The sequence below is a fragment of the Paenibacillus hamazuiensis genome (assembly GCF_023276405.1).
GTDB lineage: Bacteria > Bacillota > Bacilli > Paenibacillales > NBRC-103111 > Paenibacillus_AF > Paenibacillus_AF hamazuiensis.
This window is the reverse complement of sequence record NZ_JALRMO010000001.1, coordinates 8,444,368-8,457,963: the sequence shown is the minus strand read 5'-3', so window position 1 is coordinate 8,457,963 and position 13,596 is coordinate 8,444,368. Positions and strand designations below refer to the sequence as shown.

At 53.8% G+C, this 13,596-nt stretch carries 2 protein-coding genes; both read right to left on the bottom strand.

Annotation, left to right across the window (positions count from 1 at the left end; genetic code table 11):
- Positions 1-81: 81 nt before the first annotated feature.
- Positions 82-7,749, bottom strand: coding sequence for an S-layer homology domain-containing protein (locus MYS68_RS37070; protein WP_248930533.1), 7,668 nt, complete (start codon positions 7,747-7,749; stop codon positions 82-84).
- Positions 7,750-7,838: 89 nt separating this feature from the next.
- The gene (locus MYS68_RS37065; protein ID WP_248930532.1) at positions 7,839-13,211 is read right to left on the bottom strand and encodes a hypothetical protein; all 5,373 of its coding nucleotides are present in this window, start codon (positions 13,209-13,211) and stop codon (positions 7,839-7,841) included.
- Positions 13,212-13,596 lie beyond the last annotated feature (385 nt).

The window sequence follows — 13,596 nt, the reverse complement described above, 5'->3', positions numbered from 1 at the left end:
CCACACCGCCTCAATTTGATAAAATCCGCTTACAGATCAGGTACCGGCACTCATCCGAAGAATCGTGCCGGTACCGTTTCATCACTGATTGCCGATGATCCACGAATCCAATCTGTTCGTAATGGCCGCAGCCTGCGCCCGCGTCAAAGCGTCCGTCGGATTCACATTGCTGCCGTCGCCTTCGATGATTCCGTTCTTGATGCAAAGCGCCGCAGGGATGCGGGCCCAGTCCGGAACCGCCTGGCCGTCCGCAAACGCGCTGAGCACCTTGGAGGCTTCCTCCTCCGTCAGATCGGCGACGCGCCCGGTCGCTTTGAGCAGCCTGCCCGCCATCGTCATCGCTTCGATCCGCGATATCGTGGCCTGCGGTGCAAAGCTGCCGTCCGCCAGGCCGTTCGCGATGCCCATGCGCGACGCGATCGCCACGCTTCGGCTGTACCAGTCGGTTTCCTTGACGTCCGTATATGCAGCTTCCGCATTTTTGTTCATCATGCCCGCAACCCGGAGCAGCAATGTCGGATATTCGGCCCGGGTAATGTTGCTTTCCGGCTCGAACCTATCGGCATCTTTGCCCTGCACCAGCATTTTGGCGGCCGCTTGACGAATGTTTTCCTTACCCCAGAAATCATCCTCCACGTCGGCGAACGTTTTGGCATTCCGCATAAAGACCAGACTTCCCTCTCCGCTCAGCAAAACGTCGGCATAAGCCCCGCCTTCCGGCTGTACGAGCCTCCACGGCAGCGTCGTCCATCGTCCGTCCGCCCCTTTCAGCACGACGGCCGTAATGTCTTCCGCGCGGACCGTATCCGGTACCGGAATTTGGGCGGAAACGTAACGGTTCCAGATGTCCTCGGGAATATTGGTTTTGATGGAAACGCCCTGATCCGCCGCAAGCAGGGAAGCGCCCGTATCCGCCGCTATTTGCCCCCACGCGGCCAAAGTATCCGCTTCGTTGTACCTGATATCCAATTCCAGATCCTGCTTAATGCCCGCGAGCAGGTAAGGCGGCAGCGTCAGCTTGGCCATAGGCAAATCGATGACGATGTTTTTCTGCCGTGCGGCAGCCTGTTCGGCGATGACTTTATCCAAACGCAGCGTGTAGCCCTTGGCCGTTTTGTCCTGCGAAGCGATCACGATGTCTGCGGTCCCCGTCAAGTTGACGTCTTGAGCCGTCAGATGGGCTGAGATGATGTCGTTGTTTCTTTCCGCGTTGATCGTCTGCCCGTTGGTGGTCAGGTCCGCCGCCTGGGTGCCGCCCCCAAAGCCGCCGCCTCCGCCGGGACCGCCTCCGCCACCGAGGCTGCCTCCCATTGCCCGCCATATGTTGGCGGTAAGCTTGCCGCTGGTTGCCACGGCCAGCTTGGTGGACGATTTTCTTTTCGCCACTACGACCGCATTGCCGTAGCCGGCCGAAATGATCCCGTCCTCAGGCAGGAAGCTCCAGCCGCTGAGATCCTGATTAAACGTCGGAAGCTCCGCGCCGGCATAAGATGAGAACACTTTATAGACGAGCTGGTAGCCCAGCGTCTCTCCGGCATCGCTCACCGTCACCCGCGTCTTGGTGCTGCTCCCCGAAACGGTGACGGTGGAAGCCGCGATGCTTCCCATTTGCGTCGGCTCGGGAACCTCCACCGAAGCGGCCGCCATCGCCTCCAGAGTAACGCCTTCAGACACGCGGTAGCTCGCTTGAAGAAGGCTTGCTCCGGTTGCTTTCGCCGTCACCTTTCCGCCTTCGGCCAGCTCGACCGCATCTCCCGACAGGACGGAATAGCTGATTTGTTCGGAAGGAACGGCGACTTCTTTGAACTTCGGCTTCCCTTTCGCATCCTTGCCGTCCGACAGCAGCAAATACGGCTGCATCGTATAACCGTCGCCGGGCTTCAGCACCGGCAGCTTCTTGATCACGAGCCCCGCCGGCACGTTGAACCGGTCGTTCGTGATCATCACCTTGGCCGTATTTCCGTTGCCCGCGCCGTCGCGGGCCTCGAACGTCAGCTCCACCGTCGGGTCGGCCGACGTTACGGCAATCTCCTGCGAGAAATGTCCGTTCTCTTCGCGGCTCAGGACGGTTTCGTTCCCGTTTTCGATCACCTTGATCTGCGCATCGCTCGAGGTGCGGCCGGAAACCTTTATTTTGCCTCCGCTCGTGCGGGCGCCGGTCATCGGCTCATCGAGATACAAGATCGGCTTGATCGTATCTACGGTAAGGTAAAGCATCTTGACCTTGTGGTCTTTGGTTTTCGTATTTCTCGCTACGAGCTCGATCGCATATGTGCCGTCCGTCGCGAACGGTTCGAGCTGCAGCACGCCATGGCTGCCGCTTCCTTCATTTTGCAGGCTGATCTTCCCGACCGACCTGCCGTCATAAATGGCCTCCACCTCGACATTCGGCTGATCGGAGAACAGCTCGACGCTTTGCTGCGCCGTATTGTTCGTCAGCTTGTCGATTTTCGGCGTTGCCGCAGCGCCGGCGGCCGTCTCCAAATTCGGCTTCGCCGGTATCGGAAGCTGCTTCTTCACGCTGTCCGTTCGGGCGGCATAATGGTAGTTCTCATTTTTATCCGCATCTTTGTCCGGCTTGACGACGGCGGAGACGCCGATGACATACTCCTGCCCCGTCTGCAAGCCGGTATATTTCACCTTGCCCGGATCCGGCGCCGCGCCGTCAAGGCTCTTCTGGTTCACCTCGTTGGTCATTGTCGTTGCCGTCCAGCCGCCGATCAGAATGCCTTCGTATTTGCCGTTCGCCGGATTCCAGTGGCCGGCCAGCTCTTTTTCCGTAAACATGAGCTCGCCGAAATTCGGATAAGCGACCAGCCCGCCGGCTTGCTCCTGCATGGCGTTGATGACGTAGCTGTGCTCATAGCCCTTCAGGCTGTCTTTCTTCAGCGCCGGTTTGAACGATAACGAGAAGTATCCGTTGCCCGCCGGCTCGATCTCAACTTCGCTGACCTCCTGCGGAGCGAGCGGATCGACGATGTCAAACTTCTCCTCCGAGGTTTTCGTGCCATAGGTGGCTTCCGATTTGAGTTCGGCGCGCAAGTAGTAGCTGCCCTGCTGCAGCAGGCCGCGAATATCTTCCTCGCCTCCCAGCATTTCAACCTTGGCTGCATCTATGATCTGGCTGCCGCTCGTCATATTCCCGTTGACGCCGCCGTTTCTTGCCACCGGCACATCCTTGGCAATCAGCATGCCCGGGTCGCCCGGATTCAGCACGGACTTCCCGCCCGGAAGCGCAGTTTGGTTGGCCGTCACGGCATCCTTGGTCAAATACAAGCTGACGGTATCCCCTTCGCGCGCATTGGCGACGGCCCAGCTTGCCGTAAACGTGTTTGCATCCGTGCCGCTCTTGGTCAGATTCACCTGCTTCAGCTGCGGTACGGTCGGAATGTTGAGCAGACGCGTATCGACAGCCGATTCGGACGTCAACGTCCAAGTGCCTCCATTTGCAGCCCGATCCTGCGGAATCGCGATATACAATTTCCTGTGGTCGACCTTGTCGCTTGATGTTGCCGCAGAGATATACTGCGTGTAAGCGGTCGCCTCCGGATTCGTGTTCGTATTGTCAATGACGATCGGATAAAGCTTTCCGGCGCCGTCTTTAAGCGTAATGTTCGGCATTTCCTGATCGGTATACTCCACTTCGATCATGGCATTTCCGGTAACTTCGCCCATCGGGATTTCATGTATCCGTCCGCTGTTTTTCACCGTAATGCCGCCGATGCCGATGTTCATCGTTCCGTTGTCCAGCACCTTGACGCCCGGAGCCACGTCCCGGTACACGATCTCGTGGGTTTCCTTCTCCTCCTCCACCCACGAGGTGGCGAGCGTCTTCATCCCCTGTCCGATGACCATCAGACGCGGGCCGTGCTGCGGATCTTCAATGAGCAGGTGGGTGAATCCTTCGGGCAGCTCTTCGCTGGAGGTGCCGAACTCGACCCCGCCGCCCCAATAATACGTGATGCCGATCGATAAAAATAAATACCCGACGCTGCCCCAAACCTTGTCGTTATTCAGTCCGAAAAATACGCTGGCCAGCGGCAAGCCGCCGACGACGGGCACGTCTCCCGGAATTTGCACCTTGGCTCCGATATATCCTTCGAAATCGATGCGGTGTTTTTCGAGATTTTGCCCTACAAAGATGCCGGCCTTGCCTACCACGACATCCCAGCCGCCTATGTCTACCTCCGCCTTCAGACGAACGAACCACGGCGTTACCCACTGGGCTTCCAAAAGCGCCTCTGTCAGCATCGGAACCAATTCCTTCTCCTTAGGCTCGGCCTTCGGAGAAAAATCCATCTTCCCTTCGATCGCGATTCCAGTCCGCTTCAAGGTCAGGTCGATGTCGCCGAAATGGTATGCAGGCGCGACGCCGAACCGCAAGCTGACGCCGGCTTCCAGCGTAAGCGGGAACGGATCGTCGTCGGTTCCGCCGGCGATCGTATCGGCCAGCTCACGAACGGCTCCGCGAATCGCCGTTAAGTATGTAGCCCCGGTAATCAGCACTCCCGGCTTGGGAAGCGTAGTGCCGAAAGCGACCACGTCGGGTAAAATTCGGCCGTCTGCCACCTTTTTGAAGCTCAGCTCCGCTTCGATCTCCATCATGTTTTTCAACTGCGCCGCGAATTCGATGCCGTACTCGTTCGAGACCCCTTCGACGGGCTGCACGTAGTGAACGATATGGATCTTGCCGCTCGGCTTGTCGGGACCTTCCGGCTCCTCCTTGCCGCCTGCGCCTTTGTCTCCGGCGCCTTTGTCTTTCTCTTCCCCGCCGTCTTTCTTTTTATCGGGCTCGAGAAGGCCCAGCTCTTCGTTCAAATCGAAATTGAGCGCCGCTTCGATCCCTACAAAACCTTTGTCGTTAAATACGACGTTGTTGATTTCCGCCTGCACAATCTTCATGGAAATCGTGCCGCCGAACGATACGCCTCCTTCTCTTAACACAAAATCGTTAAAAGATATGCCGAAGCCGGAAAAGGTGAAGTTCGGAACGGCGAACAGGCTGTGCTTGTTGAAATAGACAAGCTGGATCATCAGCTGGCGCAGCGGATTGAGCCGGTCTCCGAGCGCTCCCGCCGCCCATCTCAAACTGCCGTTCAGGCTGTCGTCCTCTTCGTTGTCCTTTTTCTCCGGATACTCCGCCTGCTTGATCGTATAACCTTCGCCGAGCGTTTTCTCGAAACCGTTGAAAAAGTCCAGAGTCCATTCTCCCTTGTGAAACACAAAGCCGCTGCTGGCCACGCTCAGCGTTCCGTCTCCCTTCACGAATAACGTGTCGAAGAACGGCATGCTGTCGTACCCGTTCACCTTCTGCTTGGCGCCGAAAATATCCAGCTTCCCCCGGGCAAAGACCATGTCCTTCCCTTTATATGCCACGGCGCCGTTGATGATGGCCGGCTCGGTTTTGGTGTCGACCACCACCTGCTGGTCCGTTCCCTTGCCGACCTGTTTGACCATTCCGCGAATGTCGACGAGCTTTTCCTTATCTTCGTCCTCGAAAAACTCATCCATCTCTTCTTCCGATTCGAACAGCTCGTATTGATAGGCAGGCACTTCTTTTAACGACTCGTCATCCAAAAATTCGGCAAGATCGAATTCGGGATCGAGCGCTTTGCTGGCAGTCCCGAAAAAGGTTTTGGCCATCTTAAAGGCCGTCACTGCGCTGAATAAATCCGTTCCCGCTTTAAAAGGCTCGCCCGGAAAAGCACTGTTGATTTCCTCCAGCAATTTGCCGCTGACCGATGGAGTCACATGGCTTAAGTCGACATACTGCTTGTAAACCGCGATAATATTCGCTTCGCGGATCCGCGTCGTCTCGTTATCCGTTACGGCAAACGTTTGGGGAGTCGCGATGTCGTACATGGCGGCGATTTCCGCATCGCCCCCGGTATCTCCCTTATAGTCGACTTCCACCTGGTATTCGCCCAAAGGCAGCTCGGGCCCTAGTCCCGCCTGAACGACATCGCCTTTGCCGTCCACTTCGTCCCCGCCCCGGTATGTGATGCGCATATCGCCAGAGAAGCCGTCGTCCGTCGGCTGCAAAATGACGGAGCTTTTGACCGGCACTTTATAGCGTTTGCCGGACACTTTTTCCTTGAAATACAAATCGAAGTTAGGTTCGGTCGTCTCGTTCCCCGTATTGTACGCGTCGATGTTCGTCAAGTTGACGGTTACGTATTTAACATCGCTGCTGAACGTTTCTTTCGGCGACACCGCGTATGAATACGTGGGCACCGCTTGGCCGATAGGCGGCAGCAAAATAAAATTCGCTTTGTTCGATTCATACTGGGCTTTAATCCCTTCGTCCGCCTCTCCGCCGATCTTGGCTTCGGTTTCCGGGCTGCTTGCCGTCAGCATATACTGCTTCGTCGTCGGCCACGGCCTGCCCTTCGCCTGCACCTTGAAGGAGGCGGTTATCGTATCTCCCGGCTTGTATTTCGGAATAATGCCTTGTGCCGCTTCTTCAGGTGTCGCCGATTTTTTGAACTCCAGCTTTTTGCTGCGGAACGCTTCGGTAAGCGCCTTGCCGTTTGCATCGCGCACGATCCGTCCCTGCTCATCCAGCTTGACGAAGCTCAGCCCGCTTTCAAGCGACAGGCTGACGTCGATTTGCGAATGCTGCATGTTAAACATCGCAAGGTTTTCCACTTCCGCATTCAAATCGAAGATGCCTTCGTTTTCATAGCTGCTGTTGTCGCTTAACGTAGCGAGCTGCTGCGGCGTATCGAGAAAACGGATGGAAAACACCTTGTCCGGCTCGACGATTTCCCCCAAGCCGTAGACGGTTTCGAACGATTGCATCGCTTCGCTGGCGAGCGGCTTCGGCTGCCAGTAGAAGGCCACCGCGGAATCGGCCGTGCCGTAGTCGTTCGTGTCCCGGGTAAAGTCGAGATTGCCGTTCGGGGTGTAATCCCATTTCGTATTGGCCAGCCCGTTCCAGTGCCCCACGATCATTTCGTCCACGATGTTGATGTTCTGCTCGGCAAAATTGTTAAATCCGTAGGCGATCACGTTGGTCGCCAAAGGATTTGTCAGATCGAGCTTATCCCTCATGACCCAATAGGGCGGCAGCTTGTGGAGGGGCCGATCCTCCTCCGAAATGCCCGGATCGTCCTCCGGATTATGCACGAGCTTTCTTTCCACCATAAGCGGAACTTTGTAGGCCGTCCCGATCTGAAACTGCGGACCGTCGTTGCCGGCTACCATCGTATCGAGCAGCACGCGTGTGCCGAGCTGCACCTGGGCGCCGCTGTGGTTGACGACTTCATAACGCACATTGACGTTTCCTGCATTTTTCTTGTCGGAAGGATCGCTGTACAGCATCAAAATCTGTTTGATTTCAACGCCCTTGATCTTCCATACGGTTTCAATTTGCCTGGTCCCGTTGGCGTTCTGCACAATTCGGGGCGGTGTTATTTCAGAGAAAAAATCGACGGCGAATTTGTACGGATTGCCGAAAATATAATCCGTCCCGTCGATCCGAAAGGTGGTAAAGGACGTTTCCGGGTCGTCCCCACGGAACATCAGATCGACGTTCTGGTCTTTCTTCCGAATGGGCTGCCCTTCCACCGTGCGGATTCCGAACCGCCCCGTGTTGTTGTCTACCGTAATCTTGATAAAATCGTTTTGCAGCACCGTCACCTTGGGCGCATTCAGCTCCGCCGCAAAAATGAGAGCAGCCTGCGTATTCGCGCTTAAGATGAAGATCAACGCAAGCAACGATACAAGCGTTTTTTTGATCAGCTTCAAATGAACTGCCTCCTGTCGTCAAACATAAATACCGCACGGGACAAAAAGCTCCTTGTGCCAGGAATCCCTTCATCCCGTGCCGGGCCAAGCTATTCCTTCCCGCCGATGAAGAAGGTTGCGTACTCCCGTTCCCGTTCCTGGTTTCTCACGATGATCGTGTACCAGCCCGCTTCCGGGAAGGTGACTTTGTAATGGCCATTGACCAAGTCGCTGTATGTGATCTTGCTTGCGATATATTTCATTTGCCCTTCCCGGTACAGTCCGGGCTGATAGAGCAGGTCATAGGTGCCCCATTCGTTAATCCGGTCCTGCCCGCCGACCTCCATGACATTGTATTGCGAGATGCTGAAGGTGAGCGTATTTTTGTTAAACAATGCGGTTTCCCCACTGGAGGAGGATATGAGTACATCGTCTGCGAAAATTTGCATTCCGTCGCTCGGGACGACGATGACATCCTGGTATTCCACCGTCGTATTGCCGACCTGATCGCGGGCCGTATATGTGACGCGCTGGCGTCCAAGCTTGCTTACATCGAGGCCGCTGGCCGATACTTCGATCTGATCCGCCGCAGACACGTTATCGGATACCGTGTAACCGCCCAAATCTTTGCGGAAGTCGAAGTCCGCCTTATTTTGCGCGATGGCGACGGTCGCCGCATTTAGCGTGATGGTCGGGGCGGTGTTATCCAGCCCTTTAATGGAAACCGGGACCTTCCTCACGTTGCCGAGCAGGTCCGACACGGCGATCAAAGTGGAGCCTTCCGTCGAATAGGTCCGCGAATAGCTGAAATTCCCGTCCGGATCGCTGATCCGGTTCGTATACACGCCGCCGTTCAAAATCGGCGTCGTTCCGGCGAACGCCATGTTCGGCGCCTCCGTTTTTCCGCTAAGGGTCGCCTTCACTTTGCCCCGCGCATACTGCTGCCCGCCTATTGTTACAATGCTGCTTTCCGGAAGCTGGTTGCCCGCCTCGTCCACGAACGTATAGACAACCTTGTCCACAATCGGCGGTGTCGAGATGATGTTGTTTACCGTTTCCGATACAACGGTGGTGTTGCCTAACGCATCGGCCACGACAAAGGAAACGGTGCCGTTCTCCTGCAAGGTCACGACCTTTTTCCCGTCGACCGCGATAAAGTCTTCCGCCTGCGCATCTTCTTTCTCAACCGAGAGAGTGACTCCCGAGGAGTACAGAACGTTCCCGTTCCCGTCCTTAATCGTCCCGAACGTTTGGCTGTTGTTCTCCCCATATGAGTAGGAACGGACTACCTTCACCCGTGGCGGCTGCTTGTCGATGTTGTATACCTTAGCCGTAACCGTATTGGTATTTCCCGCTTCGTCCTCGATATCGAAACCGAAGGAATCGTTTTTTGTAAAAGTATAAGTTGCATGACCGTTATTATTAGTGATCTTGAGCGGCTCGGAGAAATCCGTCAGCCTGACTGTCACGTTGCCGCTTGTCGGCTCCGTCGTGAGCAATTCGTAGCTCGCTTCGGGAGGAAATCGGTCTACATTCTTGACGACGACGTACAACTTCGCCGTTCTGCTTGCATCGGCTGCGTCGGTCAGGTCGAAGGAGTACAGTCCGTTCTCCCTTACCGTAAACTTGTTGCCGGTACGGACCGGTACGTCGGGATTGCCAGCAGACGGCGCAACTTTGATGCCGACCGGAGTCCAAACGTCGATATCCACCCCGGTGCCTGGAGTCACCGGCTTGTCCGTGCTCAAGGTGGCAAGCGCATAAATCGGCTCATCCGTCGATAAATGCGAGGCATCGAGACTTTTTGCTTCGCCGACGACCCCGCCCGACGTCCTGAACTTCACCTGTATTTTCAGGTCCTCCGGTTTGTTTGTCGGCACCTTCAGAGATGCAAAGTTCGTATACGGCCGCCATTTTAACCAGCTGACGCCATTATCGGGCGATACCGAATAATCGTACCCGCCTTTATCCATCGTTTTTGCGTCAAAGCCCAGGTTCACAACGGCGGTGTAGCCGTCCTGCGAATCGCCGTACAAATAAACGAGGTCCGAATTCACTTCGACCGGAGGCGTATCAGCCGGCTTCGAAACCTTGAAAATCCCGTCAGTCCTGACAATCGCGCTGTTCTTCGCATTATCCTCCGTCCACACGTACAGCCGGTAGCTGATTTCTGCGCCGGGAGGAACATTTTTGTTATCTATCTCAACTTTTCCTCCTTCAGGCAGGTCAACCCAACCGACGGAGGATTCGTTCGGTGCTGGCAATGTATCGTCAACCCACTGGTACACCTTTTTCACATTGCCGCTGTACGCATCTGTCACAGTGACGGTGACCGACTGCTTGGGTTGAGGGTAACTAACCCCGGACTTACTGAACTCAACCTTTGAAGGTTCGTTATCAAAATAGTAAGCCTTTGAAAAGTAATATTTCTTTTCCACTCCGTTCGAGATCGTCTTCACCAAAATATGGATGAATTGTTCGCCGCTTAACGTCGGGTCCGCCGGAACGGTATAGGTGCGTTCTCCGCCGCTTTCGTTATAAGAAGTAAAAGGTTTGAACGCGGACTCATCCGGACGAATGATGCTGTTACTGAACGTATAAGACACGTTGATCTGGTTCGCTAACAACGCGAAAGCCGATGCTTGATAAGCGGACTGCGTCACGGTAGCCGAATAAGTCGATTTCGTCACGGTCGGCGAATACGTCAATCCCGTTACGGTTGACGAATAAGTCGAAGAGCTGACGGAAGCGAAATTTTGCCCGGAGCGATCTCTGAGCTTAAAAGAGATATCGTAGCTCTTGACATATTTATTTACCTCAGGTTCCGGCTCAAATTTGCCTTGGATCATATTGGCGGAGTTAACCACGACCGCGCTGGAGCTTTTGACGGTTTGTTCATTGCCCAATTTATCCGTCGCCTTGACGTACAACCAATAGCTGCCGTCCTCGACAATTTCATTCTCGGTCGATAACGTAACGCTTTCTCCTGAAAGCTGCAGCTCGTTCCATGAAACTTGGTCGGGATCGCTTTTATCCTTCACCCACTTGTACATGGCGGTCTCAAGGCCGCTATGCTCGTCCTTAATGCTTACCGGAACCTGAACGACGGCGGTATCGCTGCCGATAACCCCCTTGAGCGTGATGTCCGGCGCCTTGTTATCCACCTTGATCTTTGCCACGTTGTACGTCCAGTTCGAATCGTCTTTCTTGAAGTCGGTCAGGGGCCATATGACGAGTTTCGAATAGTCGCCCACCGCCGCCAGCGCTTTATTGTTCGCATAAAATTCCTTATCCGCCTCGGAGCCGGAAGCCTCATCTTTCCACCCCTTATATTCGGCCGGATGTTCATTGATGTAGTTTTTCATTTTCGCATACTGCATCAGCTCTCTGGCCGAATCCCAGGTCATATCGGCCGTCCATGTATGAAGGTACCACTCTCCGCTGCCATCGCTCGTAAGCGCTTCGGCCGGCAGAGGAATCAGGTTTGTCTTGTTATTGGCCGTGCTGAAATTGAAATTCGTGAATTCTCCGGGGTACAGATCGTCTCTAGGCTGCTTGGCCGCCAAAGAATATCTTTTTACCGCTGCAAAATGATCGCCGCTCTTCGTCGCGAACGGATCATCCGGTTTATTGCTCCACCAGTAATAAACGAGCCCGACTGCCGGCGATCCCGTTCCGGTCATATTGGAGGGGCGGTAAATGCCCTTGCTCGGCCTTGTCGCTTTCGGGTCCTCCGGATCAAGATCTGGAACGATCAATTGCGGATCGTTGGCGTCGATCGTGATTTTGCCGTTCTTCTTATATTCCGTATCGCTCGCCCCGCCGGATTCAAAATGGTAGCTGATCACCGGCTTCGTATTGTCGATCGACAGCTGAGCCCAGTCGATTTTGGAATTGACGTTAGCCGTCTCGCCGCCGTCCGGATCGACAAAAACGCCGTCGTAGTTAGCCGGCTGGACCAGCATATTGCCCGCGTAATCCTGCAGAACATTTTTGTCTGCGCCGTTTACGTTGTCGTGAGACAAGGCGATCACCTTCAGCAGCGGAGCCTCAATGTCCACCCCATCGGGAATGTCGAGATGGAACCGCCATTTATCCGTTCCGGATCCAGTCTTTCCGGTGTCGTCCGGGACGTAGTAAGCTTTCATTCCGTTATTCAGGAGAAGGAACGTCTTTTCCACATCCCAACCTGTTTTCACAATCGCTTCTTCCGTGAACTGTACCGTAAAGTCGATAGAATCGTTGTTGTTCAAGGTGACCCCGGTTAAAATTTCCGGCTGAATCCCGTTGCCCACCTTAGTATACTTAGGGGGCACAGCATCGACGATTACCCGGTAGCCTCCTTTCTCATAATCGAAGGGGTTAATTGTTTTTCCATCAAGGTAGTCGTTGCTTGCACTGTTCGCTTCACCCGGGAATTGAATGGTGGCTACATTGCCGGCGGCGTCGGCAAATACGGCTTCCTTAAATTTTTGTTCCAGGGGTTCATCGATTGGGTCCACATTGGAGAGACTGCCGGTAATCTTCGGTTCAAGCGGATTATTCCCGCTGTTGTGATACTTGGATCCCGTGTACTTAAATACAACACTGTTGTGAAGTTCGTTCAAGTTATTGGAATTATAGGTTTGATTGATTAAATACTGCTGCTCTCCTGCAGCCGGCAAGCCGGTTCCATCAGGATTGACAAACAACGGATGCTTTAAAAAGTGCTCACTGTAAGACGGAATCAACTGCGTTGGTTTTACCGGCTCGCTGAAATTATATGCCAAAGTGATGTTTTCGTTTTTCTTGACATACAGCTCTTGCTGATTCTTTTTGTTCAGTCTTTCCGCCCCGTCACCCGTGAAGGTATAGCCGGTCATTACAGGACGTTCTTTGTCCTGAAACTTGATAAACATGCCGTATACCCCGGCTCCGCTGCCTTCTATCCATACGGAGATCTCTATAACTGTATCCTTCTTAATCCTGACTGTTTTCTCCAGGTGAGATGTATCTCCGCCATGAGAGCTGTCTGATAATTCCTGACCATCAACAGTAATCGAAGCTGAAGTTACGCGCGTTTTACAAATTCCAAACACGCAACCGAATTCATCGTAATCCAGCTTGTCCCACCCGAAATTCACCTCAGCATGCCCGCTTTGGGCAAGATCAAGCAATGCGGGGTTATCTTTAACATTTATCCTGAATTCCACGGATACTCCATTATCGCCATCGGGCAGTATATCGCCATCGGCCCAGCCGTAGATCGCGTCGTTATCGGTTTCTGTTTGAGTAAAACCTGGCGCATTTTGATGGAAATTTATAAAAGCATTATCCGCCGCGTAGGATAAGTTACCGATCCGCGTGCCCGCTCCGAAAGTCACTTCAAGATCGCCGCCTGCGGCTTGCACCTTATCCGCAGCCCAACCGGGCAGCAACGAGAAAATCATGATCAATGCTAACGCTATAGAGATGCATTTTTTTGCTATCCTGCTTTTAAGCATAAAAACTTGATCCTCCTTATAAAATCCTGGCTCCATTTTCTAAAGCTTCCGTTCGACTCTGCTGTCGGGAAGCGCGTGCAACCACCTTCAGCTCATAAAGTCCTCCCCTCCGACCTATTAATAATTAAATTTTTCAACAAATTTCGACAAAAACGGACCGTAATATATGCCAAAAGACATATATACCTGATCTTAACTGCCCAAAGAGTATAGTTTCGCCTTATTGTATCGTATACTGCAAGGGCTGTAATTTCACTTCAAATTTAATTAAAAATTATTTAAAAACTTTATAATTCTACAGTTTTGTCTTATTTCGCCCTCAATATCATACGATACGAAACCTTAAAAAAACCTTAAAAAGTTTAGGTCTTTCGATTCATAAGAA